Below are 23,401 nucleotides of genomic sequence, written 5' to 3'. Positions count from 1 at the left end.
ACCATACCCAAGGACGTCAGGCGGCGGGCCCGAGGCGTACGGGGATGGCGTCGTAGCCGCGCAGGACCCGGGTGGGGCGCCGGTGCGGCGGCCCGGTCACGGTCAGGTGCGGGAAGCGGGTGAAGAGCGCCCGCAGCCCGATCTCCGCCTCGAGGCGGGCCAGCGCCGCGCCGAGGCAGTAGTGCACCCCGCCGGAGAAGGAGAGGTGGTCGCGGGCGTTGGGGCGGGTGATGTCGAACCGTTCGGGGTCGTCGAAGACGGCGGGGTCGCGGTTGGCGCCGCCGAGCAGCACCTGCACGGGGGTGCCGGGGCGCAGCCGTACGCCGTGCAGTTCGGTGGCGACGCGGCTGATGCGCACGGTGGTCTGCACGGGGGAGTCGTAGCGCAGCATCTCCTCCACCGCGGTGGGCCAGTGCCGGGGCTCCTCGGCGAGCAGCTCGCGCTGTTCGGGGTGGGTGTGCAGGAGCAGGGCGCCGGTGCCGAGCAGGTTGACGGTGGTCTCGAATCCGGCGGCGAGCACCAGACCGGCGGTGGCGAGCAGTTCGTCACCGGTGAGCCGGTCGTCGCCGTCGAGCTGCACGAGCCGGCTGAACAGGTCGTCGCCGGGTTCGGCGCGCAGCCGCGCGAAGTGGCCGCGCAGCCACCCGTTGAGGGCGCGCACACCGGATTCGGCATGCCGGTACTCCCGCAGGCTCAGTCCGAAGTCGAGGGTCCGGGCGCCGGCCGCCCCCCAGCGCAGGAAACGCCCTCGCATCGCCAGCGGCACGCCGAGGATCTCCGCGATCACCGTGACCGGCAGCAGCGCGGCGTACCGGGCGACCAGGTCGACCGGCTCGTCACCGCCGCGGGCCGCGAGGTCGTCGAGGAGTTCGGCGCAGCGCTTTTCGATTCTCGGCCGCTGGGCCTCGACGGCGCGGGCGGTGAACACCCGGGCGACGACGCGCCGCAGGCGGCTGTGCAGCGGCGGGTCGACGGCGAGCAGCGAGGGCGGGTCGACCGGCCCGATCGGGGCGCGCCACTCGGCCAGCCGGGTCAGCGCGACAGCGCCCAGCGGAAGCTGCACGCCGGTGAAGCCGACGCCGAAGCGGTCGTCGCGCAGCAGCATGGTGGCGACGTCGTGCCGGGCGGTGGTGCAGACCAGGGGACCGGCCAGCAGCGGCGCCCGCTCGCGAAGTTGCCGGTAGAGCGGGTACGGGTCGGCGCGTGCGGCCGGGTCGGTCTGCAGCGCCGCGACCGGATCCCCGGCCCGGGCCGCCCGGCGCACCCCGTGCCGGATCAGGCCGTGCTTGAGCGCCCAGCGCACTGTCGTCGCGGGTCCGGTCAGGAGCATGGCGACCGCCCTCCTGGTACCGCTCGGTACCACCCGCGGCCAGTCTTCGCCGATGCCCGGCGGACGTCAATGGGTGCGGTGCTTTCAATCGCATGCGTGACCCTGTTGGAAGCCGTTGTCGTCGTGATGGCTACACCGTCGCTGATGTGCTCACCACATTGCTGTGGTGGCAGTCAATTTGTTGATGACTTTCAGTGGCGTCACGCCGGGCCACACTGGAAAGCGTCTTTGCGCGGTATGGCCCGGCCGATTGGAGGACCTAGCCTCGCGCGACGTGGCCCGGCGCATAGCGGAGTGCACCGGGTCGACACCCCGCGGCGGTCGGTGCTGGTCGGCAGGACCGCCACCGCACGGCGGGGCAGCAGGCCGTCGGGGCCGGCGGCGTCGAGGTCGGTCACGACGAGCTGCTTGACTTTCGCCTCCGGCCCTTCGACGTGCCGCAGGCCGGAGCAGACCGCAACGCAGAGATTCAGAACGGGGAGGGGAGGATCAGCGGCGGAAGGGGCCGGTGACGCAGTACGTGATGCCGCCCGACGACGACCCGGAGGTGCCGCGCTGGGAGGAGAAGTAGAGCCGGTCCCCGGCCGGGGTGAAGGCCGGCCCGGTGATTTCCGACCCGCTCTGCCCGGTGATCCGCAGGAACGGTGAGATCGTGTCGTCCGGGGTGATCAGGCAGATCTCCATGTTGCCGCCGTCCTCGGCCACGTAGAGGTCGCCGTAGGTGGAGCCGGTGATGTTGTCGACGCCGGTCAGCGGCGCCGTGCCGGGGGAGACAAGGTTGTCGTCGTAGGCCAGCTCGTAGGTGCCGGTGGTGAGGTTGACCTGCCAGACCCGGTTGTCGCCCTTGGTGGTGAACCAGACTCTGTCGTCGGCGTAGTGGCAGCCCTCGCCGCCGTTGAAGCTCTTCGTCGCCGCCACCTGGTAGCGGGTGTGGGTCGGCGAGCCGTCCGCGTCGGGCACGGTCTGCCAGGTGAACGAGCCGGAGGTCCCGCTGCCGGCGCAGAGCACCTGGAGAGTACCGGCCGACAGGTCGCCCCAGGTGGCCGGCACGAAGCGGTAGAAGCGACCGTCGGACTCGTCCTCGGTCAGGTAGACGACCCTGCGGACCGGGTCTGCCGCGGCGGCCTCGTGCTTGAACCGTCCCATCGCGGGCCGCGCCACCGCCGTCCCACCCAGCGGGTACGTTTCGAAGACCCGCCCCCGGGAGACCTCCTCGCAGGAGAGCCAGGTGTGCCAGGGCGTCTTCCCGCCGGCACAGTTGTTGTTGGTGCCGCCCAGGATCCGACCGGCCCCGACGACCGCGCCGGTGGCGTCGAAGACGATCCGCGATGCGCCGCCGCCGGCGGCCGCACCGACCTCCGAGTTGGAGACGTAGACCCAGCCCGAGCCGTTCGGGATGACCGCGCCGCCGTCCGGGGCGTCGTGCCAGACGTATGACGTGCCGGGCACCACCTGCCGTGAGCGGGCCACGACCGTGCTGGTGAATCCGGCCGGGAGCTGGATGCCCCGCGCGTCGGCGGGCAGTAGCGGCCCGTACGGGCCCGGGGCGTACTGGGCCGGTGCGCCGTACGCGGCCGACCAGGCCGTGAAGGGCAGGGCCACCGCGCCGGCGCCGAGCACCGTCGCGCGCAGCATCGCACGTCTGTCCATCGAACCTCCTCAAGGTGAAGTTGATGGAATCGTCCGATCCCGGTCTTGCCGGCGGTGGTGCGTCAGGTGAACGGCACACGCACGTCACGCGTCCGTTGCGTGGTGCCGAGCGGTGCGGTGGGGCAGCTCGCGTCAGCCGCTCGCACCCTCCCCGACCCGCAGCCCCGGCGCACGCTCACCGAGGGCCGGAACCTCGATTCGCACCAGGCGATCCCGTCGCACCCTCCGATAGTTGCCTGATTGGAAACTGCTCTGTATTGTTGCCGACATGGAAACTATCTACCCGGAGCCCGACCCGCAGCAGGCAGCCGCCGACCTCGACGCCGTCGCCGATGCGCGGCGCGCAGTCCGGGACCGTCGATGGCCGCTCTGGTTGTATCCGACCAACGCGCTGCTGCTGGGCGCGTTAGCGCTCGCCGGGCTCGTGGACTCCTCGATGCTCGCGACGTTCATCCTGCTCCCGCTCGGCGTCGCCCTCGCGAGGTTCAACTACTGGGCCGGCCGCCGCATGGGCACGCCGTTCGCGGTTCCCACCAGCCGTGGCTTCCGCGTCCTCGTGGCGCTGTCGGGTCTGTGCGTGCTCCTGTCGGTATTCGCGCGGGCCGCGGATCTGCCGTGGCTGATCATCGCGTGCGCCGTCGCGGCGGTGATCAGCTACGGCGCCGGGGCGGCCCTGCACCACCGGAGCACCCGCCCATGACCGGCCGGCTGGATCCGGTCATCCACCCGACCCACCGGCTCAAGATCTGCGCCATGCTCGACGCCGGCACCACCGTGGAGATGTCCGTCGTCAAGGAAGCCGTCGGCTTGAGCGCCTCCGCGCTCAGCAAGCAGGTCGCCGCGCTCGTCGAGGCGGGATATGTCAGACAGGAGCGGTCCGGCCGCGACTCCCGGCGCATCTGGTTGACGCTGACCAGCCAGGGAGCGAAGGCCTACCGGGGCCACGTCCGCGCGCTCCGGGAGATCATCGCCGACGCAGCCCATCAGCTGTAGGGGCAGGCGACCCGCAGCCCCGGCACACGCTCCTCGAGCGCGGGGACCTCCTGGGCGCAGGAGGGCCGGGCGATCGGGCAGCGCGGGTGGAAGACGCAGCCGCCGGGTCGCTCCACCGGGCTCGGCGGCTCTCCCTTGAGGACGGTGCGCTCGCGGCGCAGCGCCGGGCTCTCCACCGGGATGGCGTCCACCAGCGCCCGGGTGTACGGGTGCTGCGGATCGGTCAGCACCTGCGCCGCCGGCCCCTCCTCGACGATGCGCCCCAGGTACATCACCCCGACCCGGTGCGCCAGGCTCGCCACCACCGCCAGGTCGTGGGCGATGAAGAGGTACGCCAGCCCGCGCCGGTCCTGCAGCTCGCGCAGCAGGTTCACCACCTGCGCCTGCACCGAGACGTCGAGGGAGGCGACCGGTTCGTCGAGGACCAGCAGCTGCGGCTCCAGGGCGAGCGCGCGGGCGATGCCGATCCGCTGCCGCTGCCCGCCGGAGAGCTGGTGCGGCAGGCGGGCGCCCAGGCTCGGGTCCAGCCCCACCTCGGTCAGGAGCGCGTCGACCGCCTCCGGCCGGTACCGGCCGTGGATGCGCAGCGCCTCGCCGACCGCGTCGTGTGCCGACAGGCGCGGCTCCAGTGACGACATCGGGTCCTGGAAGACCAGCTGGAACCCACCCCGCAGCGGCCGCAGCGCCCGCCGGGAGAGCCGGGTGACGTCCCGGCCGTTGACGACGATCCGGCCGCCGGTGGGGGTGTCGAGGCGGACCGCGCACCGGGCCAGGGTGGACTTGCCGCAGCCGGACTCACCGACCAGCGCGTACGTCTCACCGGCGGCGACGGTCAGCGACACATTGTCCACCGCGGTCAGGCCGCCGTCGTAGGTGCGGACCAGGTTCTCGATGACCAGGGCGCTCAACTCGGACCTCCGGCGAAGTGGCAGGCGACCCCGTCGGCCGGCTCCGGCGCGACGGTGGCGCAGAGGTCGGTGGCGAGGGCACAGCGCGGATGGAAGGCACACCCGGCCGGGCGGGCCGCCGGCACCGGCGGGGCGCCGCCGATCACCGGCAGCGCACTGCGCCCGGCCGCCAGGCGCGGCCGGCTCGCCAGCAGCGCCCGGGTGTACGGGTGCCGGGCGGCGGCGAAGATCTGCGCGACGGTGCCGGTCTCGACGACGCGCCCGGCGTACATCACCGCGACCCGGTCGGCGACCTCGGCGACGAGCCCCAGGTCGTGGGTGATCAGCAGCGTCGCGGTGCCCTGCTCGTCGCGCATCCGGGCCAGCAGGCGCAGCACCTGCATCTGCACCGTCACGTCCAGGGCGGTGGTGGGCTCGTCGGCGACGACCAGTTTCGGCCGGTTCGCCAGGGCGATCGCGATCGCCACCCGCTGCCGCAGCCCGCCGGAGAGTTCGTGCGGGTACTGCCGGACGCGGCGGGCCGGATCGGGGACTCCGACCTCGGCGAGCGCGGCGGCCACGTCGACGCGCCGGCCGTGCACCTGGCCGGCTTCGGCGATCTGGTCGCCGATGCGCAGCAGCGGGTGCAGCGCCGTCGACGGGTCCTGGAAGACGAAACCGACCTGCGCGCCCCGCAGCCGGCGCAGGTCCGCGCCGGCCAGGTCGTTGCCGTCGAAGACGGCGCGTCCGCCGGTGACCGCCACCCCCGGACCGGCGAGCCCGAAGACCGCGGTGGTGGTGACCGTCTTGCCGGAGCCGGACTCGCCGACCAGCCCGACGATCTCCCCGGCGCCGACGGTCAGGTCCACCCCGTCGACGAGGCGCACTCCGCTGCGGGTGGTCACCACGACCGATTCCAGGTTCAGCATCAGCGGTCCCGCAGTTTGATGTCCAGGCTGTCGCGCAGGGCGTCGCCGAGGAGGTTGGTCAGGAGCACGGTGAGGGTCAGCGCGGCGCCGGGGGCTGCCGTCGCCCACCAGGCCAGCTCCAGGTAGCCGCGCCCGTCGCTGAGCATGTTCCCCCACGACGGGGTCGGCGGCCGGACGCCCAGCCCCAGGAACGACAGCCCGCCCTCGATGAGGATCAGCGTGCCGACGGTGAGCGTCCAGACGATCAGGTTCGCCGGCAGCACGGCGGGCAGGACGTGGCGGCGCAGGATGCGCCCGTCGGAGGCGCCCAGCCCGATCGCCGCCTGTACGTGGTCGGCGTCGCGCAGCCGGCGGGCCAGCCCGCGGGTGACCCGGGTCGGGGTGACCCAGGCGCCGAAGGTCAGCAGCACGATCAGCACCGGGACGGTGCCGCCGACGACGGCCAGGGTCGCCACCGCGAGCACCAGGAACGGGAAGGCGATCCAGATGTCGGCCAGACCGGAGATGATCCGGTCCCACCAGCCGCCGTAGTAGCCGGCGAGCAGGCCGAGCGCGATGCCGACGACGGCGGCGGCGGTGGCGGCGACGAAGCCGACGAGCAGCGAGATCCGGCCGCCGTACAGGGTGCGGGCCAGCACGTCGCGGCCCTTGTCGTCGGTGCCGAGCAGATGCCCTTCGCTGCCCGGGGGCAGCAGCCGGTGGGCGAGGTTCTGGGCCACCGGGTCGTGGCCGGAGATCGGGCCGGCCAGCAGCACAGCCGCGACGATGAGCAGCAGGCCGATCGCGGCGACCCAGACGCCGATGCGCTTCATTGCTTTCCTGACAGTCGGGGGTCGAGCAGGCCGGTGAGCCATTCGCCGAGGGCGCCGACGGCCACCACCGCGATGGCGACCACCAGCACGGTTGCCTGTACGACCGGGTAGTCACGGTTGTAGACGGCGTCGACGAGCTGCTTGCCGATGCCGTCGTAGGCGAAGAGGGTCTCCACCACCACCGCACCGGAGACCAGGTAGGAGACCTCGACGGTGAGCAGCGCCAGGGTTGGCAGCGCCGCGTAGCGCAGCGCGTGGCGCACCAGCAGCCGCAGCGTCGGCACGCCCTTGGCCTGGGCGGTGCGCACCCAGTCGGCGCCGAAGGACTCCAGCAGGTCGCCGCGGAGCACCCGGGCGACCTTGGCGGCGGTGAAGGCCGCCAGGGTGACCGTGGGGAGCACGAGCTGCGCGGCGGTGCCGGAGCCGTACGTCGGCAGCCAGCCGAGGTAGAGCGAGAAGAGCCAGATCAGGCCGACCCCGAGCAGGAAGTTCGGGGTGGCCTGGGCCAGCGCGGTGAGCACCGAGATGACCCGCCCCGGCAGCCGCCGGTGCCAGGTCGCGGCGAGCAGCCCGACCGGTACGCCGACCAGCAGCACCGTGACGAGGGTGGCCGCGGTCAGCAGCCCGGTGGCCGGCAGCCGGTCCAGGACCAGGCCGAGCGCCGGCCGGCCGTTGATCAGGGAGTTGCCGAGGTCGAACGTCAGCATGTCCCCCAGGAAGTCCCGGTACTGCACGCCGAGCGGGCGGTCGAGCCCCAGCTCGTGCCGGAGCCGTTCGATCTCGGCCGGCCCGGAGCCGGGGCCGGCGAGCACGGCGGCCGGATCGCCGGAGAGGCGCATCAGGAAGAAGAGCAGGCTCAGGATCCCGAAGGTGATCACCACCAGCCGCAGCAGATGCACCCCGATGCGGCGCAGTACCCGCCCGCCGCGGGCCGGCCGCCGGGACGGGCGGCGCTCCGTCCCGGCGGCCGGTGCGACCGTGCTCATTCGCTCTTGCCGCAGAGTTCCAGCCGGACCAGCGAGTTCCCGGTCATGCCGACCTCGACGAGCCGCTTGTTGTGGATGTAGACCAGGTCGGGCCAGGCCAGGAAGAGCACGCCGAACTCGTCGCGCAGGATCCCGGCCATCTCCTGGATCAGCCCGGCCCGCTTCGCCTCGTCCAGTTCGGTGCCGGCCTGCTGGTAGAGCTCCACGTAGCGGTCGTTGGCGAAGTGCTTCTGCACCTGCGGCGGCTGCGGGCCGAAGCGGGTGACGGAGATGATGTCGCGCAGGTCGAAGTAGTCGGTCTGCCAGTAGAGCAGCGGCGTCTTGCTGGTGCCGAGCAGGGTGCCGATGAACAGCGACAGCTCCTGGATCTCCACCTCGCTCTCGATGCCGACGGCGTTGAGGTAGCCGGTGACGATCTCGGCCTGCGACTTGAAGATGGCGGTGGTGGCGATGTTGAGCCGGATCCCCTCCGCCCCGGCCTCCTTCAGCAACGTCCGGGCCCGGTCCGGGTCGAAGCCCAGCGGGGTGATGGACGGGTCGTAGCCGAGCATCCCCTCCTGGAGCAGCTGGCCGTTGGAGGGCTTGCCGTAGCCGGCGAGACCGGCGTCGACGAACTCGTCGCGGTTGATCGCCAGGTTGAGCGCTTCGCGGACCCGGGGGTCGGCGAGCTTGGGCTCCACGTCGGAGATCAGCGAGCAGATCGCCGCCGAGCCGGCCGAGGGGTGCAGGACGCCGAACTGGCTGCGGAGCTGTTCGGCCTGGGTGGCGCCGAGACCGAAGGCGATGTCCACCTCACCGGCGCGCAGCGCGCTGGCCATGGTGCCGGCGTCCGGGATGCCCTGGATGGTGGCGCTGGCCACCCGGTCGGTGGCGCGCCAGGACCCGGCGAACGCCTCCAGTTCGACCCGCTGGCCGGGGGTGTAGCCGGTGACCCGGAACGGGCCGGTGCCGGAGGCCTTGTCGCCGGCGCTGCCGAAGACGGCCGGGTCGACCATGTCGATGCGGGTGAGCCGGTTGAACAGGACCGGGTCGGGCGTGGTGGTGGTGATCCGCACGGTGTGGGCGTCGACCGCGGTGGCCTTGGCGACCGCGCCGAGGAAGCTCTTGGTGGCAGAGACCTCGGCGCCGCCGTCGGTGAGGCGTGCGATGTTGGCGACCACGGTCTCGGCGTCGAAGGCGCCGCCGTCGTGGAAGGTGACGCCGTCGCGGAGGGTCAGTTCCACGGTGAGTTCGTCGACGCGCTTCCAGGCGGTCGCCAGCGCCGGGGCGATGGCGCCGGCGTCGTCGTAGCCGAGCAGGGCGTCGTAGACCTGGACGGCGTAGCTGCGCCCCACATTGGAGAGCGCGATGTGCGGGTCCAGCGAGTTGGTGATGGTGGTGGAGGCAAAGACGATCTTCGCGCCGGGCTTGATGGCGCCGCCGGCGGTGGAGGTGTCGGCCTTGCAGCCGGCGAGGGCGCCGCCGCTGATCAGTCCGCCACCGGCCAGGAGCGCCAGGCGCAGGGCGTCGCGACGGCTGAGGTGCGCAAAGGGCATAAGGTCCACCTAGCATCAAGCGTTCCGCGTGGCGAATCGCTGTTTCCTCTGTTGTTCCCGCTTGTATACCCCTCGGCCGGGCCGGGGGGAAGACCCCGCCAGGACGGACGATCTCCGACCCTGTCTGCCCGTCACCACGGTGACTGATCCCAGCGCCCGGTCACCGGTGGTGCCTGCCCCACCCCGGGTCGGTGGCTGGCTGCATTCCGCGGCGGCTCTGCGATTTCTACCGTCGAGACATGACAGTCATCGAGGTCGCCAACCTCCAGAAGCGATACGGCGGGCAGGTCGCCGTCCACGACGTCTCGTTCGAGGTGAACGCCGGCGAGATCTTCGGCGTCGTCGGTCCGAACGGTTCGGGCAAGACCACCACTGTGGAGTGCGTCAGCGGCCTGCGCCGCCCTGACGGCGGCACCGTACGGGTGCTCGGCCTGGACCCGCTGCGCGACCGCGACCGCGTCCGGCGCCAGGTCGGGGTGCAGCTGCAGGCCGCGCAACTGCCAGACCGGATGCGCGTGGGGGAGGCGCTGCAGCTCTACAGCTCCTTCTATCCGGATCCCGCCGACTGGCGGGCACTGCTGGACGAACTCGGGCTTGCCGACCGGCGGAAGGTCGCATTCGGCAAGCTCTCCGGCGGGCAGAAGCAGCGCCTGTCGGTGGCACTGGCACTGGTGGGCAACCCGCGGATCGCGATCCTCGACGAACTCACCACCGGCCTGGACCCGCAGGCCCGCCGCGACACCTGGCAGGTCGTGCGTGACATTCGCGACCGCGGGGTCACCGTCGTGCTGGTCACCCACTTCATGGACGAAGCCGAACGGCTCTGCGACCGGATCGCCGTCATGCGGGCCGGCCAGATCGTCGCCGTCGACGCCCCGGCCGCGCTCGTCGCCGCTGCCGAGGTCCCGGGCGTGGCCCGCCCCACTCTCGAGGACGCCGTCCTCGCCCTCACCAACGCTCCCGCCGCCTGAAGGACGAGGTTCACCATGTCGTACGCGTCCCTGCCCACCGCTCCCACGACCACCGGCCTCGCCACAGCGGGCCGGCGCGTTGCCACCGCTCTCGTGCGGCTCAGCTTGATGGAGGCGAAGCTTTTCCTACGGGAGCCACTGGGGGCGTTCTTCTCCATCGCGTTCCCGGCGTTGCTCGTGCTGATGCTCGGCTCGGCGATGCCCGGCTTCACCGAGCCGGTCGCCGAACTCGGCGGACTGCGCCCGATCGACACGTACCTGCCGGTGGTCCTGGCGCTGGCCATCGGCACGGTCGCGATGGTGACCCTGCTCCCCACCCTGGTCACCAGCCGGGAGCGGGGGATCCTGCGCCGGCTGTCGGCCACTCCGGTGACCCCGATCGCGCTGCTCTGCGCCCAGATGGTGGTCAACGTCGCGGCCCTGATCGCCGGGGTGGCACTTGCCCTGGGTACGGCCTGGCTGGCTTTCGACGTCGTCTGGCCGGCCAACGTCGCCGGGCTGCTGCTGGCCTTTGTGCTCGGCTCCACGGCGATGGTCTCGGTGGGTCTCTTCGTCGCGGCGATCAGCCCCAGCACCAGCGCCTCCGTCGGTATCGGCAGCCTGGTCTACTATCCGATGCTCTTCGCCGCCGGCGTCTGGACGCCCGGCCCGGCCATGCCCGACGCGGTGCGCCGCATCGCCGACTACACGCCGCTGGGAGCGGCCTCGCAGGCGATGCAGGACGCCTGGGCCGGGCAGTGGCCGAGCCTGCTGCACGTGATGGTCATGCTCGCCTTCACCGGCGGCTTCGCAGCGCTGGCGGCGCGCTTCTTCCGCTGGGAGTGACCGGCGCCGCCGAAGGCCCCGGCCGGCGTGGCACGGGGAGCGGGGAAATCGTGCGATGGCGGGCGGTAACCGGCCGCGGCTCCGTACGCTGACCGGGTGCGGAGCCGTGACTGCCGGTACAGCCGACACGGGCAGGGCTGATGGCCACAGCGGGGGACGCTGTGTCGGCGGACCAGCCCCAGCCGCTGCGCCGGCGGGAGACCGAAGCCGAGGTCACCTACGTCGAGCTCTTCTTCGACCTCGTCTACGTCCTGGCAGTCACCCAGCTCACCGATCTGCTGCTCGGGGACCTCTCCCCGGCAGGCGGGGCGAAGACGCTGATCCTCCTTTTCGCCCTCTGGTGGGCCTGGGTCGACACCGCCTGGGTGACCAACTGGTTCGATCCCGACCGGCCCAGCGTGCGCACCATGCTGGTGGCGGTGATGCTGCTCAGTCTGGTGATGGCGTCGGTGCTGCCCGAGGCGTACCACCACGACGGGCTCTGGTTCGCCGCGGCGTACGTGGCGGTGCAGGTCGGGCGCACGGCGGCCGTGGTGCTGCTGCTGCGCGGTGCGCACCGGCTGCGGCGCAACTTCGTGCGGATCCTGGTCTGGCGCAGCGTCAGCGGTGTCTTCTGGCTCCTCGGGGCGTTCCTGCCGGCCGGTGCCCGCATCGTCTGCTGGGGCGTCGCCGTGGTCATCGACCTCACCGCCGCCGCGGTCGGGTTCTATCTGCCGACGCTGGGCAGCGCCAACACCGACCAGTGGCGGATCAGCGGGGGCCACCTCGCCGAGCGCTGCCAGCTCTTCGTGATGATCGCCCTCGGCGAGTCGATTCTGGTGATCGGCGCGGACTTCGGTGGCCTGCGGATCCGCCCGCTGAACGCCCTGGCGCTCGCCGTGGCCTTCTTCGCCACGGTTGCCTTCTGGTGGATCTACTTCGACCGGACGGCCGACGCGGCCAGCGAGGCGATCAGCAACTCCGGCGATCCGGGACGACTCGGGCGCTCCGCCTTCACCTACTATCACGTGCCGATGGTGGCCGGGATCATCGTCACCGCGGCCGGGGACGAGCTGATGATCAGTGACCCGGGGGCACGCGCCGGGGGCGCGGTGGTGGCGACCATCTACGGTGGCGCGGCGCTGTTCCTCGTCGGGCACGGCCTGTTCAAGCGGAGGATCTTCGGGCGGTACGGAGGCGGCCGCTTCACCGGTGCGGCGGTCCTGCTCATCCTGGTGCCGCTCGGGATGCGGATGCCGGCGTTGGGCGCCTACCTTCTGGCCCTGGCGGTCCTTGTCGGCGTGATCGTCGCCGAGGAGTGGCGGCTGCGCCGCCAGCAGCGCCGGGCAGGGGCCGGCGAGCACCCGAACGCCGCCGGGTGGAACCTAGGATGACCGGATGCGCCTGCGTGGAGAGATCACTGCCGACCGCCCGCTGCTCGTACTCGCCGCAGAGGAGGAGGCTGCCCACCTCGACGAGGCATTACCGGTGCTGATCACCGGGATGGGCAAGGTGCTCGCCGCGAGTGCCGTCAGCACGGTACTCGCCGGCGCGCGGCCCGCCGCCGTGGTCAACCTGGGCACCGCCGGGGCGCTGCGGTCCGGCCGGAGCGGGCTGCACGAGATCGGCACCGTCCTGCAGCACGACCTGGACACCACGCTGCTGCGGACGCTCACCGGCCGCAGCTACGGCAGCCCGCTCGTTCTCGGCCCGGCCGGGCCGGTGCTCGCCACCGGTGATCTCTTCGTCTCCGCAGAGGCCGCCCGCGCCCGGCTCGCTGAGCGGGCCGACCTCGTCGACATGGAGGGGTACGCGGTGGCCTGGGCCGCCGCGCAGGCGGGGGTGCCGTGCCGGCTGATCAAGCAGGTCAGTGACGACGCGGGCGAGGGTGCGGCGCGTACCTGGCAGGAGTCGGTCGACGACTGCGCGCGGGTGCTCGCCGGGTGGGTGGCAGTGAACCTGCGCTGAGAAGTGACGTGCCGCGGGTTGTGCCCTGGGTGAACAGGGCTGGCGCGCCGTGGAGCGCGGTGTTCCCATCGACCGATGGAGATTCTGGTGCTCGGGGGTACGGCCTGGGTGGGACGGGAGATCGCCGCCCAGGCGCTGGCGCGGGGACATGCGGTGACCTGTCTGGCGCGCGGAAAGAGCGGTGCCGTCGCCCCCGGATCGCGGCTGGTCGCCGCCGACCGGCGTGATCCGGACGCGTACCGGGCGTTGACGGGCCGGCACTGGGACGCTGTTGTCGAGGTTTCCTGGCAGCCGGGCTTCGTCCGTGGCGCGCTGCGGGCGCTGGCCGACCGGGCGGGGCACTGGAGCTATGTCTCCTCCGGCAACGTCTACGCCTCCCAGGCCGAGCCCGGTGCCGACGAGTCCGCCCAGACGTGGCCGCCGACCGACCTCGATGAGGTGACCCGGGCCGAGTACGGACCCGCCAAGGCGGCCTGCGAGCAGGCGAGCCGCCAAGCCGTGGGGGAGCGGCTGTTGATCGCCCGCGCGGGCCTGATCGGGGGCCCGGGTGACCTGTGGGACCGCTGCGGGCACTGGGTGGCGCGGGCGGCGCGGGCGCCCGAGGAGCCGATGCTGGTGCCGGACACTCCGCAGGAGCCGACCCAGGTGGTCGACGTCCGCGATCTCGCCGCCTGGTTGCTCGACTGCGCCGAGGGCGGGACCGTCGGTGCGTTCAACGCGGTGGGCCCGATCGTGGACTTCGGCCAGTGGCTGGAACTGTCGCGGCGCATCGGTGGGCACACCGGCCCGGTGGTACCCGCGTCCTCGGCGTGGCTGTTGGCGCAGGGGGTGACCGAGTACATGGGGCCGGAGTCGCTGAGCATGTGGATGGCCGACCCGGAGGCGGCCGGGTGGCAGGCGCGCAGTGGCGCTGCTGCCGTCGCCGCGGGGTTGCGTCACCGCCCACGGGCGGAGTTGATCGCCGACACACTGCGCTGGGAGCGGGAGCTGGGCCTGGAGCGCCCGCGCAAGGCGGGGCTGAGCCCGCAGCGCGAGCGGGAGCTGCTCGCCGCACTCGCGGCCGGCGCGTAACGGTCCGGACGCCCCGGCCTGCTGCGCCGGCTGGGGCGGTCCCGGACCGGCGATTCTGCCGATGCCGGCGCAGGTGTGCGGTCCGGACAATGGGCTGCACGGGCTGCCCTGACGGGCCGCGCACAACTAATTGCACTGATAGTGCATCCAGCAGGGTGGGTGGCGGTGGAGGCGGACGAGGCGCGCGCCCTGGTGGCGCAGTTCCTACGGGGGTACGGTCCGGTCTGCGATCCGGCAGCCTTTCTGCGGGCCCGCTTCGACGCCGGTCTCGCCTGGATCCACTTTCCGCCGGGGCTGGGCGGACTGCACGCCCCCCGTGCCCTCCAGCCGGTCGTCGACGAGGCGTTCGCCGCCGCCGGGACGCCCGGCAACGACCCGCACCGCAACGCCATCGGTCTGGGCATGGCCGCGCCGACGATCCTGCGCCACGCCGGAGTGGACCTCGCGCTGCGGCTGTTGCGGCCGCTCTGGACCGGTGAGGAGATCTGGTGCCAGCTCTTCAGCGAACCGGGCGCCGGCTCTGATCTGGCGGGCGTGGCGACCCGCGCGGTGCGCGACGGCGAGGACTGGATCGTCACCGGGCAGAAGGTCTGGACCTCGCTGGCGCACCGGGCACGCTGGGGCCTGCTGCTGGCCCGCACCGATCCCGAGCTGCCCAAGCACCAGGGCCTCACCTACTTCATCTGCGACATGTCCCGTCCCGGCGTGGAGGTCCGGCCGCTGCGGCAGATCACCGGCGAGGCGGAGTTCAACGAGGTCTTCCTGACCGACGTGCGGATCCCGGACACCCTGCGCCTGGGCGCGGTCGGCGACGGATGGCAGGTCGCCCGTACGACCCTGATGAACGAGCGGGTCGCCATCGGCGGCCGCAGCCGCCCCCGGGAGGGCGGCATGATCGGTGTGCTCGCCGAGGCCTGGCGTGCCAACCCGCAGCGGCGTACACCCGGGCTGCACGACGAGCTGGTCCGGCTATGGATCCGGGCCGAGGCGGTCCGGCTGACCGCGCTGATGGTCGGCACGCAGGCCGCCGCCGGCGATCCCGGACCGGAGGGCTCGGCGGTGAAGCTCTCCTACGCCACACTGACGCAGCAGATCACCGGTCTGGAGCTGGAACTGCTCGGCGCGGAAGGACTGCGCTACGACGACTGGACGATGCGCCGCCCGGAGGGCGTCGACCTGCTCGGCCGCACCCCTGGCTATCGGTACCTGCGGGCCCGCGGCAACTCCATCGAGGGCGGGACCTCGGAAATCCTGCGCGGTGTCGTCGCCGACCGGGTGCTGAAGCTCCCCGCCGAGCCGCGCGCCGACATCGCAGTCGCCTGGAAGGACCTGCCGCGATGAGCGTCGACCCGCACGACGCGCAACTGCGGCAGCAGCTCCGTGCCGAGGTGCGCGCCGCCCTCGCCACGCTGAGTCCGTGGCAGCACGTCCTGCGGACCACCGCACCGGACCGCCGGCTCTGGCGGGTGCTCGCCACTGAGATGGGGCTGGCGGACCTGGCCCTGCCGGAGCGGCTGGGCGGCGCCGGGGCGAGCCTGCGGGAAAGCGCGGTGGTACTGGAGGAGCTGGGCCGGACCGTCGCCGCGGTGCCGTACCTGACGGGGACGGTGGCCGGCCAGACCCTGCTCGCCGCTGGGGCCGACGAGCTTCTCGCCCAGCAGGCCGACACCGGCCGGTACGCCGTGCTCGCCGTCCCGATCGACATGCCTCCTGGTGCTGCCGCCGGCTCCGGTGTCCAGGTGCAGCCGAGCGCTGCCGGCGGGTTGCTGAGCGGCAGAGTGCCGGCGGTCGCCGACGCCGCGGACGCCGACCTGTTGCTCGTCGCTGCCGCGGACGCGCTCTGGCTGGTCACCGCGGACGCCCCTGGGCTGACCCGGACAGCGCCGGTCTGCCTGGACCAGACCAGGCCGCTGGCCGATCTCGTCTTCTCGGGCACGCCGGCGCAGCGCCTGGCCACCGGGGCGGCCGCCACCGTCGCGGTGCAGCGTGGACTGCTCGCCGGCGCGGCGCTCCTCTCCGCCGAGCAGGTCGGCCTGGCGCAGTGGTGCCTGGAAACCACGGTGGAGCACCTGCGGACGCGCCATCAGTTCGGGCGTCCACTCGGCTCCTACCAGGCGTTACGGCACCGCCTCGCCGATCTCTGGGTGGAGATCACTCAGGCTCGCGCGGTCTCGGCGTACGCCGTCGGGGCGATGGCTGACGCGGACCCGCAGAGTGAGCCGGGCCGTGAGCTGCGTCTGGCCGCGGCGCTGGCGCAGGCCTACTGCGCGCCGGTGGCGGTGCAGGCCGCGCAGGAATGTGTGCAGCTGCACGGCGGCCTCGGCTTCACCTGGGAGCACCCGGCGCATCTCTATCTCAAGCGGGCCAGGACCGACGCGGTCGCCTTCGGCACGGCGGACCGGCACCGGGCCACCGTCGCCGATCTGGCGGATCTGGCACCGGTCTGATCCCCATCCCGGCCGGACCCACCACCGGCCCGGATCGGCCGTCTGATCGAAGGGCTGTCGCGCCGTATCTGCTGTTGCATCAAGGTTGCAGCGGCGGCGCGGCTGCGCCCTCCTGACTCCCTGCCGCGATCGTCGTCGTGCGGTGGGCGCCGGTTGCGGCCGGCCGGAGATTCTCAGAATCCGCTTCGGAATAAAAGGTGTATAGCTACTCTAATCACACCTGTCTGACCCGGGGTTTTCGCAGCTCGCGGATCACCGAACAGCCTGCGAACCGGCCGCAGGGCCGACGCCGGGACCCGTGACCCCCGTCGAAGGTGTCCCGCCCCGAGGGTCCGGACGGGACGGACCGTGGCGAGCAGGAAGGACTGATCGTGCACCTCACACCAAAGGAATTCGACAAGCTGACGATCCTGTCGATGGCCCAGATCGCGAACGCGCGCAAGGCCCGCGGCATCAAGCTCAACCACCCCGAGGCGGTCGCCGTCATCTCCGCCGCAGCCCTCGAAGGCGCGCGGGAGGGTAAGACCGTCGAGCAGATCATGGCCGACGGTCAACACGTGCTCAGCAAGGACGACGTCATGGACGGCGTCGCCGACATGCTCCCCATGATCCAGGTCGAGGCCGTCTGCACCGATGGCACCCGGCTGATCACCCTCCACACGCCGATCCAGTAGCGCCACGTCGCCTGGCCGCAGACGTGGCCGGGTGCCCGCACGAAAGTGAGGAAGCAGATGGCGGACCAGGCAAACCAGCAGCACCCGGTGACCGGGCACGGCAAGCGGATGGCCGACGGCAAGCACCACCCCGGGCCCAACCCCAAGCACCTGCCCCCCATCGGCGGCTACGTCCTCTCCGACGAACCGCTGGAGCTCAACGCCGGACGGCCGACCATCGAGATCGCCGTCCACAACACCGGGGACCGGCCGATCCAGGTCGGCTCGCACTTCCATTTCTTCGAGGCCAACCGCAATCTCGAGTTCGACCGCAACGCCGCCTTCGGCTGCCGGCTCGACATCCCCGCCACCACCTCCATCCGGTTCGAGCCCGGCGACCGCAAGACGGTCACCCTCGTGCCGTACGGGGGGCGGCAACGCGTGTACGGCTTCAACGGTCTGGTCAACGGCTGGACGGGCAGCGGCCCCATTCCCGGCTACCAGCCCGACCGGCCCGAGGCCGAGACCCAGGCGAAGATCCGCGGCTTCAAGAGCTCGTCGAGCTGACACCCGGAGCCCTATCCGTCGCCGACACGGTCAGCGACAGACCGAGGAGACATCAATGGCACGGATTTCCCGGCAGGAATACGCCGGAATGTACGGCCCGACCACCGGAGACAAGATCCGGCTGGCCGACACCGATCTCTACATCGAGATCGAGAAGGACCTGCGGGTCCTCGGCGACGAGGTGATGTACGGCGGCGGCAAGACACTGCGCGACGGGATGGGCTCCAACGCCCAGCTCAAGAGCTCCGAGGGCGTGGTGGACCTGGTCATCACCAACGTCACCGTCCTGGACGCCACCCTCGGCGTGGTCAAGGCCGACGTCGGGATCAAGAACGGCCGGATCGCCGGCGTCGGCAAGGCCGGCAACCCGGACATCATGGACGGCGTCACGCCGAGCCTGGTCACCGGCCCCGGCACCGACGCCATCTCCGGCGAGCACCTCATCCTCACCGCCGGCGGCATCGACACCCATGTGCACCTGGTCGCGCCGCAGCAGGCGACGGCGGCGCTCAGCAACGGGGTCACCACGCTCTGGGGCGGCGGCACCGGCCCCAGCGACAGCAGTAACGGGGTGACCATCACCCCGGGCACCTGGAACATCCACCAGATGATGCGGGCGCTGGAGGGGGTGCCGATCAACGTCGGCATCATGGCCAAGGGCAACAGCTCCGGTCTCGGCCCGCTCAAGGAGCAGTTGGAGGCGGGGGCGGCCAGTTTCAAGATCCACGAGGACTGGGGCGCGCCGCCGCAGGTGATCCGCTCGGCGCTGACCGTGGCCGACATGTACGACGTGCAGGTCAGCATCCACACCGACACTCTGAACGAGAGCGGTTACATCGAGGACAGCATCGCCGCCTTCGAGGGCCGCACCATCCACACCTTCCACACCGAGGGTGCCGGCGGCGGGCACGCGCCGGACATCATCAAGGTCGCCGGGCAGATGAACGTCCTGCCCTCGTCGACCACCCCGACCGTGCCGTACGGCATCAACAGCCAGTCCGAGCTCTACGACATGATCATGGTCTGCCACAACTTCAACCCGAAGGTCCCCTCCGACGTGGCGTTCGTGGAGAGCCGGATCCGCGCGGAGACGATGGCAGCCGAGGACGTTCTGCTCGACGAGGGCATCATCTCGATGATGTCCAGCGACTCCCAGGCCATGGGCCGGGTGGGCGAGACCTGGCTGCGCACCATCCAGCTGGCCAGCCGGATGAAGCAGGTCCGCGGCAAACTCCCTGAGGACGCCGACGGCAACGACAACTTCCGGGTGCTGCGCTACGTCGCCAAGATGACCATCAACCCGGCGATCACCCAGGGCATCTCGCACGTGCTCGGCTCGGTGACGCCCGGCAAGATGGCCGACCTGGTCCTCTGGGAGCCGGCCTTCTTCGGCGCCAAGCCCAAGCACGTCATCAAGAACGGCCAGATCTTCTGGTCGATCATGGGCGATCCGAGCGCCTCGCTGCCGACCCCGCAGCCGGTCTATTTCCGGCCCATGTTCGGCATGCACGGCCGGTCGCTGCAGCAGGACTGCATCACCTTCGTCTCGCAAGCCGCCTACGACCTCGGGGTGGCCGAGAAGCTCGGTCTGGAACGCCAGATCGTGCCGGTCCGCAACACGCGCACCCTTACCAAACGGGACATGGTGCGTAACGACAAGACCCCCGAGCTGACCGTCGATCCGGAGACCTTTGCGGTGAAGGTGGACGGCACCCACGCCACCGTGCCGCCGGCCGACAAGCTTCCGCTCACGCAGCTGCACTTCTTCAGCTGACCGCCACCCCCGAAGCAAGGAGGAGAGAAATGATCGTCGATTCGGTGGTCGGCAACGTCGCCGACCCGGCGTGGGAGGTCCGGCTCAAGGAAGCCACGGTGGACCATCTCGTGCTCGACCAGTGGGAGGCGCAGAAGAACCGGCTGCGCAAGCAGACCACCGCCGGCCTCGAACTGGCCGTCGCGCTGCAACGCGGTACCCGGCTGCGCGACGGGGACGTGCTCCTGTGGGACGAGGCCGGCGCCCACGCGGTGGTCGCCCGGATCGAACTGGGCGAGGTGATGGTGGTCCGGCTCGGCGCGCTCGCCGACCAGCCTGCCGAGACGTTGGTCCGCTCCGCCGTCGAACTGGGGCACGCCATCGGCAACCAGCACTGGCCGGCCGTGGTCAAGGGCTCCGACATGTACGTCCCGCTGACCGTCGACCGCAGGGTGATGGACTCGGTGATGCGCACCCACGCCTTCACCGGCATCACCCACGAGTTCGTCCCCGGGACCGAGGTGATCGCCTACCTCGCCCCGCACGAGGCCCGCCGGCTCTTCGGCGGCGCGAACTCCACGCCGCACAGCCACCTGCCCGACGGTGGTGAGGTCGCCGAAGGCAACGGCCACCACCCGGAACCCGGTGACCTGCCCGGCGCGACGCTCCACGCCCACCAGCCCGACGGCCAGCTGCACGCCCACATCAACTAGCAGGGAGCGACCGTGGCCACGATGACCGACACCCTGCGGGTGCTGCAGTTCGGCGACTCGGTCTTCCCGGTCGGCGCCTTCTCCTTCTCCAACGGGCTGGAGTCGGCGGTGCAGCACGCCGCCGTGCGCGACAAGGAGACCCTGCGGGAGTTCGTCGGCTCGGTCACCCGTACCGCCGCCACCGGCGACGGTGTCGCGCTGCTGGTCGCCCACCGGGGTGCCCGCGCCGGTGACCTCGACCTGGTGCGCGACGCCGATGAGGCGGTCTACCTGCGCAAACTCAACGAGGAGACCCGGACGATGACCGTGCGGATGGGGCGCAAGCTCGCCGAAGCCGCCGGGCACATCGTGGGCGAGTCCCTGCTCGCGCAACGGCTGCGTGACGCTGACTCCGGCGGGATCGCCGTCACCTACCCGGTGGCGCTCGGTGTGCTCTTCGCCGCACTCGACCTCGACGAACGCGAGGCGTTCGCCGCCCACCAGTACGGCGCCGCGCTGATGGTGCTCAGCGCGGCGGTCCGGCTGATGCGCGTGGACCACCTCGACACCCAGGCGATCCTCTTCGCCGTCAACGAGACGGTTCCGGCGATGTACGAGCAGGTCGCCACCGCCGGTCTGGACGAGATGCAGACCTTCGCCCCGATGGCCGACGTACTGGCCGCGGCGCACCTGCACGCGCACGTGCGCATGTTCATGAACTGACCCCGCGAACCCAGGAGAAAGACTGTGAAGACGACGAGCCGGATCGGTGTCGGTGGCCCGGTCGGAAGTGGCAAGACCGCGATCATCGAGGTGATGGTGCCCCGACTGGTGCAGGCCGGGCTGAAGGTGCTGGTGGTCACCAACGACATCGTCACCACCGAGGACGCCAAGCACGTACGGCGCGCACTGACGGGCGTGCTGCACGAGGAGCGGATCATCGGCGTGGAGACCGGGGCCTGCCCGCACACCGCCGTCCGCGAGGACCCGAGCATGAACCTCGCCGCGGTGGAGGACATGGAGGCGCGCTTCCCCGACACCGACGTCGTACTGATCGAGAGCGGCGGCGACAACCTCACCCTCACCTTCAGCCCGGCCCTGGTCGACTTCTTCATCTACGTCATCGACGTCGCCGCCGGGGACAAGATCCCGCGCAAGAACGGACCGGGCATCTCCCAGTCCGACATCCTCGTGATCAACAAGACCGACCTCGCCCCGTACGTCGACGCCGACCTCGGCGTGATGTCCCGCGACGCCGAGCGGATGCGGGGGGAGAAGCCGGTGGTCTTCACCAACTGCAAGACCGGCGAGGGCATCGACGAACTGATCGCGCTGATCCGGCGCAACGCCCTGTTCGGCATGGAAGAAGTCATGGCGTGATCGGTCTGGACGCCGCGCCGGAGCTCGCGCCGTACCAGACCCAGCCGGCGCAGATGCCGGCCGCATCGGTGGGCAAGGTCGGCAGACTGCGGCTGTGTTTCGCCCAGCGCGGCGAGCGCACCATCCTGGCCCACATCTACCGGCAGGCGCCGCTGCTCGTGCAGCGCGCGCTCTACTGGGACGAGGAGATGCCGGAGATGGCGTGTGTCTACGTGCTCACCACCTCCGGCGGCATCCTGCAGGGTGACCGGCTCGGCATCGACATCGAACTGGCCGCCGGCGCCCGGGCACACGTCACCACCCAGGCGGCCACCAAGATCCAGCAGATGGACGCCAACTACGGTGTGCAGACCCAGCGCGTCACGCTCGCCGCCGACTCCTACCTGGAGTATCTGCCCGAGCCGACGATCCCGTACCGCGACAGCCGCTTCCTGACCCACACCGAGTTGCGCGTCGACCCGAGCGCCACCCTGCTCTACGGCGAGACGCTGATGCCGGGGCGCAAGTACCACGCCGGCGGGGAGATCTTCGCCTACGAGGTCTTCTCCTCGATGCTGCGCGCGGCCCGGCCACAGGGACCGGAACTCTTCGTGGAGAAGTTCCTGATCGAGCCGGGCCGGCACGATGTGGCCCGGCTCGGCGTGATGGGCGGTTTCCACGTCTTCGCCAACGTCGTGCTGATGACGCCGCCGGAGGTCGCCGCCCGCGTCTTCGACCGCACCACCCCGACCTGGGACGACGGCACACCGCTGATCGCGGCGGCGAGCCGGCTGCCCAACGACGCCGGTCTGATCTACAAGGTGCTCGGCACCGAGTCCGAGCCGGTACGCGACGCGGTGCGCGCCTTCTGCGCGATCGCCCGCGAGGAGGCCGTCGGCCGGGCCGTGCCGAGGCCCTTCGCCTGGCGCTGACCAGCGGATCCGAGAGGGGACAGGATGAACGAGGTTGTTGCCCGCTGGCGACGGCTGGCCGACGGCATCCCCGCAGTGGCTTTCGTCGACTCCTGCCTGCGCGGGATCTCCCAGGTCATGTTCCAGAACAATCCGCTCACCGGTGCGCTGATCCTGCTGGCGATCGCGGTGGCCGCCTTCTCCACCGGCAACGGTGAGGTTCTCGGCGGCGCCCTCCTCGGTGTGGTCGTCGGCACCGGCACCGCACTGGCGCTGCGGGTGGACCACGACTCGCTGCGCTCGGGGCAGTTCGGGTTCAGTCCGCTGCTGACCGGCATCGGCGTCGCCACGTTCCTGCAGGAGAACGTGGCGATGTGGTGCTGTCTGATCCTCGGTGCGGCCGGCACCACCGTGGTGACGCTGGCGCTGAACCGCATCTTCAAGAAGTACGGCCTGACGGCCTTCACCTTCCCGTTCGTGCTGACCACCTGGGTGCTGCTGATGGCGGCGTACCAGTTCTCCCGGCTGCGCCTGGAGACCGGCAATGCGCCGGGTCTGCCGGGCGAACGGGCGCAGACGACATCGGTGTTCAACGCGGACGTGGCGCCGGCGATCTCCAAGGGTGTCTCCCAGGTCTTCCTCGCCGACAGCTGGATCGCGGGGCTGATAATCCTGGTCGCGTTGCTGATCAACAATCGGTGGGCGGCGATCTGGGCGCTGGTCGGCAGCGCCGTGGCGACCCTCGTGGCGATCGGCTTCGGGGTGGCCGAGACACCGTTGGAGAAGGGGCTCTACGGCTTCAACGCCGTGCTGACGGCGATCGCCATCGGGTCGGTCTTCTACAAACCCTCGTGGCGGGTGGCGGCCTACACCGTCGCCGGCATCGTGCTCACCCTCTTCGTGGGGGAGGCGCTGACCACCGTCCTGACGCCGCTGGGCATTCCGGTGCTGACCGGCCCGTTCAACATCGCCACCTGGCTGCTCCTGCTGCCGCAGCGCAGGTTCGCGCCGGTGCCGAACCACCAGCCCGTCCACAAGAGCATCTTCTCCGAGCGCCAAGCAAGCGACTGACCGGCACCACCG

The 23,401-nt window shown here is 71.4% G+C and carries 24 protein-coding genes; 17 read left to right on the top strand and 7 right to left on the bottom strand.

The features are described 5' to 3' along the window. Positions 1-16: 16 nt before the first annotated feature. Together ACK8GG_RS06145 and ACK8GG_RS06140 are read right to left on the bottom strand one after the other, a co-directional pair. Positions 17-1,330 carry a cytochrome P450 gene (locus tag ACK8GG_RS06145; protein WP_440355781.1) on the bottom strand — a complete coding sequence of 438 codons (1,314 nt, stop codon included), beginning with the start codon at positions 1,328-1,330 and terminating at the stop codon, positions 17-19. Between the two features lie 489 nt (positions 1,331-1,819). After that, the gene (locus ACK8GG_RS06140; RefSeq protein ID WP_440355780.1) at positions 1,820-2,980 is read right to left on the bottom strand and encodes an alkaline phosphatase PhoX; all 1,161 of its coding nucleotides are present in this window, start codon (positions 2,978-2,980) and stop codon (positions 1,820-1,822) included. A 232-nt stretch (positions 2,981-3,212) separates the two neighbouring features. On the opposite strand from ACK8GG_RS06140, the gene ACK8GG_RS06135 reads away from it, so the two are divergent. Next, positions 3,213-3,680 carry a hypothetical protein gene (locus ACK8GG_RS06135; RefSeq protein ID WP_440348743.1) on the top strand — a complete coding sequence of 156 codons (468 nt, stop codon included), beginning with the start codon at positions 3,213-3,215 and terminating at the stop codon, positions 3,678-3,680. Beyond that, the gene (locus ACK8GG_RS06130; protein ID WP_440348742.1) at positions 3,677-3,973 is read left to right on the top strand and encodes a transcriptional regulator; all 297 of its coding nucleotides are present in this window, start codon (positions 3,677-3,679) and stop codon (positions 3,971-3,973) included. Before ACK8GG_RS06135 ends, ACK8GG_RS06130 begins: the two co-directional genes overlap by 4 nt. Here ACK8GG_RS06130 and ACK8GG_RS06125 read toward each other — a convergent pair. Genes ACK8GG_RS06125 through ACK8GG_RS06105 form a run of 5 tightly spaced genes read right to left on the bottom strand, consistent with a single transcriptional unit; the run spans position 3,964 to position 9,122 of the window. Next, complete coding sequence (locus ACK8GG_RS06125) at positions 3,964-4,881, bottom strand: ABC transporter ATP-binding protein (protein WP_440348741.1); 918 nt, start codon at positions 4,879-4,881, stop codon at positions 3,964-3,966. The two genes, ACK8GG_RS06130 and ACK8GG_RS06125, sit on opposite strands and share 10 nt — an antisense overlap. Next, the gene (locus ACK8GG_RS06120; RefSeq protein WP_440355779.1) at positions 4,878-5,789 is read right to left on the bottom strand and encodes an ABC transporter ATP-binding protein; all 912 of its coding nucleotides are present in this window, start codon (positions 5,787-5,789) and stop codon (positions 4,878-4,880) included. The genes ACK8GG_RS06125 and ACK8GG_RS06120 overlap by 4 nt, the downstream gene beginning before the upstream one ends. Then, on the bottom strand, positions 5,789-6,601 hold the full coding sequence (locus ACK8GG_RS06115) for an ABC transporter permease (RefSeq protein WP_440355778.1): 813 nt from the start codon (positions 6,599-6,601) through the stop codon (positions 5,789-5,791). The genes ACK8GG_RS06120 and ACK8GG_RS06115 overlap by 1 nt, the downstream gene beginning before the upstream one ends. Beyond that, positions 6,598-7,587: an ABC transporter permease gene (locus tag ACK8GG_RS06110; RefSeq protein WP_440355777.1), complete on the bottom strand. Its 990-nt coding sequence runs from the start codon at positions 7,585-7,587 to the stop codon at positions 6,598-6,600. Before ACK8GG_RS06110 ends, ACK8GG_RS06115 begins: the two co-directional genes overlap by 4 nt. After that, complete coding sequence (locus tag ACK8GG_RS06105; protein WP_440355776.1) at positions 7,584-9,122, bottom strand: ABC transporter substrate-binding protein; 1,539 nt, start codon at positions 9,120-9,122, stop codon at positions 7,584-7,586. Before ACK8GG_RS06105 ends, ACK8GG_RS06110 begins: the two co-directional genes overlap by 4 nt. A gap of 239 nt (positions 9,123-9,361) precedes the next feature. On the opposite strand from ACK8GG_RS06105, the gene ACK8GG_RS06100 reads away from it, so the two are divergent. The 15 genes from ACK8GG_RS06100 (at position 9,362) to yut (ending at position 23,389) form a co-directional block, all read left to right on the top strand. Next, on the top strand, positions 9,362-10,093 hold the full coding sequence (locus tag ACK8GG_RS06100) for an ABC transporter ATP-binding protein (protein ID WP_440352995.1): 732 nt from the start codon (positions 9,362-9,364) through the stop codon (positions 10,091-10,093). 15 nt (positions 10,094-10,108) lie between these two features. Beyond that, the gene (locus ACK8GG_RS06095; protein ID WP_440355775.1) at positions 10,109-10,918 is read left to right on the top strand and encodes an ABC transporter permease; all 810 of its coding nucleotides are present in this window, start codon (positions 10,109-10,111) and stop codon (positions 10,916-10,918) included. A gap of 140 nt (positions 10,919-11,058) precedes the next feature. Further along, positions 11,059-12,291 carry a low temperature requirement protein A gene (locus ACK8GG_RS06090; RefSeq protein ID WP_440352997.1) on the top strand — a complete coding sequence of 411 codons (1,233 nt, stop codon included), beginning with the start codon at positions 11,059-11,061 and terminating at the stop codon, positions 12,289-12,291. 4 nt (positions 12,292-12,295) lie between these two features. Then, on the top strand, positions 12,296-12,865 hold the full coding sequence (locus ACK8GG_RS06085; RefSeq protein ID WP_440352998.1) for a nucleosidase: 570 nt from the start codon (positions 12,296-12,298) through the stop codon (positions 12,863-12,865). A 75-nt stretch (positions 12,866-12,940) separates the two neighbouring features. Then, entirely contained in the window at positions 12,941-13,936 is a 996-nt protein-coding gene (locus ACK8GG_RS06080; RefSeq protein WP_440355774.1) for an NAD-dependent epimerase/dehydratase family protein, read from the top strand. Positions 13,937-14,101: 165 nt separating this feature from the next. Continuing rightward, positions 14,102-15,277, top strand: coding sequence for an acyl-CoA dehydrogenase family protein (locus ACK8GG_RS06075; protein WP_440353000.1), 1,176 nt, complete (start codon positions 14,102-14,104; stop codon positions 15,275-15,277). Then, positions 15,274-16,383 (top strand): acyl-CoA dehydrogenase family protein, encoded by a 1,110-nt coding sequence (locus ACK8GG_RS06070; protein WP_440355773.1) that lies wholly within the window; start codon positions 15,274-15,276, stop codon positions 16,381-16,383. Before ACK8GG_RS06075 ends, ACK8GG_RS06070 begins: the two co-directional genes overlap by 4 nt. A gap of 371 nt (positions 16,384-16,754) precedes the next feature. Beyond that, positions 16,755-17,057, top strand: a complete 303-nt coding sequence (locus ACK8GG_RS06065) for an urease subunit gamma (RefSeq protein ID WP_440348729.1) — start codon at positions 16,755-16,757, stop codon at positions 17,055-17,057. A gap of 57 nt (positions 17,058-17,114) precedes the next feature. Beyond that, positions 17,115-17,603, top strand: coding sequence for an urease subunit beta (locus ACK8GG_RS06060; protein WP_440355772.1), 489 nt, complete (start codon positions 17,115-17,117; stop codon positions 17,601-17,603). Positions 17,604-17,658: 55 nt separating this feature from the next. Next, positions 17,659-19,377 carry an urease subunit alpha gene (locus tag ACK8GG_RS06055; RefSeq protein WP_440348727.1) on the top strand — a complete coding sequence of 573 codons (1,719 nt, stop codon included), beginning with the start codon at positions 17,659-17,661 and terminating at the stop codon, positions 19,375-19,377. A gap of 29 nt (positions 19,378-19,406) precedes the next feature. Next, entirely contained in the window at positions 19,407-20,069 is a 663-nt protein-coding gene (locus tag ACK8GG_RS06050; RefSeq protein ID WP_440348726.1) for an urease accessory protein UreE, read from the top strand. Between the two features lie 21 nt (positions 20,070-20,090). Further along, entirely contained in the window at positions 20,091-20,771 is a 681-nt protein-coding gene (locus ACK8GG_RS06045; protein WP_440348725.1) for an urease accessory protein UreF, read from the top strand. A 24-nt stretch (positions 20,772-20,795) separates the two neighbouring features. After that, a complete protein-coding gene (ureG, locus tag ACK8GG_RS06040) occupies positions 20,796-21,428 on the top strand; it encodes an urease accessory protein UreG (RefSeq protein WP_440348724.1) in 633 nt (210 codons plus the stop codon). Then, on the top strand, positions 21,425-22,339 hold the full coding sequence (locus ACK8GG_RS06035) for an urease accessory protein UreD (protein WP_440355771.1): 915 nt from the start codon (positions 21,425-21,427) through the stop codon (positions 22,337-22,339). The genes ureG and ACK8GG_RS06035 overlap by 4 nt, the downstream gene beginning before the upstream one ends. A gap of 24 nt (positions 22,340-22,363) precedes the next feature. Further along, the gene (gene yut, locus ACK8GG_RS06030) at positions 22,364-23,389 is read left to right on the top strand and encodes an urea transporter (protein ID WP_440348722.1); all 1,026 of its coding nucleotides are present in this window, start codon (positions 22,364-22,366) and stop codon (positions 23,387-23,389) included. Positions 23,390-23,401 lie beyond the last annotated feature (12 nt).

Origin of the sequence: Melissospora conviva (assembly GCF_049523535.1) — a bacterium.
Classification (GTDB): domain Bacteria; phylum Actinomycetota; class Actinomycetes; order Mycobacteriales; family Micromonosporaceae; genus Melissospora; species Melissospora conviva.
This window is presented reverse-complemented; position numbering and strand designations above follow the sequence as displayed.

Bases quoted from the DNA above. Each gene is read 5' to 3' on its own strand.
- ACK8GG_RS06145 (WP_440355781.1), bottom strand. From the start codon at position 1,330: ATGCTCCTGACCGGACCCGCGACGACAGTGCGCTGGGCGCTCAAGCAC.
- ACK8GG_RS06140 (WP_440355780.1), bottom strand. From the start codon at position 2,980: ATGGACAGACGTGCGATGCTGCGCGCGACGGTGCTCGGCGCCGGCGCG.
- ACK8GG_RS06130 (WP_440348742.1), top strand. From the start codon at position 3,677: ATGACCGGCCGGCTGGATCCGGTCATCCACCCGACCCACCGGCTCAAG.
- ACK8GG_RS06120 (WP_440355779.1), bottom strand. From the start codon at position 5,789: ATGCTGAACCTGGAATCGGTCGTGGTGACCACCCGCAGCGGAGTGCGC.
- ACK8GG_RS06115 (WP_440355778.1), bottom strand. From the start codon at position 6,601: ATGAAGCGCATCGGCGTCTGGGTCGCCGCGATCGGCCTGCTGCTCATC.
- ACK8GG_RS06110 (WP_440355777.1), bottom strand. From the start codon at position 7,587: ATGAGCACGGTCGCACCGGCCGCCGGGACGGAGCGCCGCCCGTCCCGG.
- ACK8GG_RS06105 (WP_440355776.1), bottom strand. From the start codon at position 9,122: ATGCCCTTTGCGCACCTCAGCCGTCGCGACGCCCTGCGCCTGGCGCTC.
- ACK8GG_RS06100 (WP_440352995.1), top strand. From the start codon at position 9,362: ATGACAGTCATCGAGGTCGCCAACCTCCAGAAGCGATACGGCGGGCAG.
- ACK8GG_RS06095 (WP_440355775.1), top strand. From the start codon at position 10,109: ATGTCGTACGCGTCCCTGCCCACCGCTCCCACGACCACCGGCCTCGCC.
- ACK8GG_RS06090 (WP_440352997.1), top strand. From the start codon at position 11,059: ATGGCCACAGCGGGGGACGCTGTGTCGGCGGACCAGCCCCAGCCGCTG.
- ACK8GG_RS06085 (WP_440352998.1), top strand. From the start codon at position 12,296: ATGCGCCTGCGTGGAGAGATCACTGCCGACCGCCCGCTGCTCGTACTC.
- ACK8GG_RS06080 (WP_440355774.1), top strand. From the start codon at position 12,941: ATGGAGATTCTGGTGCTCGGGGGTACGGCCTGGGTGGGACGGGAGATC.
- ACK8GG_RS06070 (WP_440355773.1), top strand. From the start codon at position 15,274: ATGAGCGTCGACCCGCACGACGCGCAACTGCGGCAGCAGCTCCGTGCC.
- ACK8GG_RS06060 (WP_440355772.1), top strand. From the start codon at position 17,115: ATGGCGGACCAGGCAAACCAGCAGCACCCGGTGACCGGGCACGGCAAG.
- ACK8GG_RS06055 (WP_440348727.1), top strand. From the start codon at position 17,659: ATGGCACGGATTTCCCGGCAGGAATACGCCGGAATGTACGGCCCGACC.
- ACK8GG_RS06050 (WP_440348726.1), top strand. From the start codon at position 19,407: ATGATCGTCGATTCGGTGGTCGGCAACGTCGCCGACCCGGCGTGGGAG.
- ACK8GG_RS06045 (WP_440348725.1), top strand. From the start codon at position 20,091: ATGACCGACACCCTGCGGGTGCTGCAGTTCGGCGACTCGGTCTTCCCG.
- yut (WP_440348722.1), top strand. From the start codon at position 22,364: ATGAACGAGGTTGTTGCCCGCTGGCGACGGCTGGCCGACGGCATCCCC.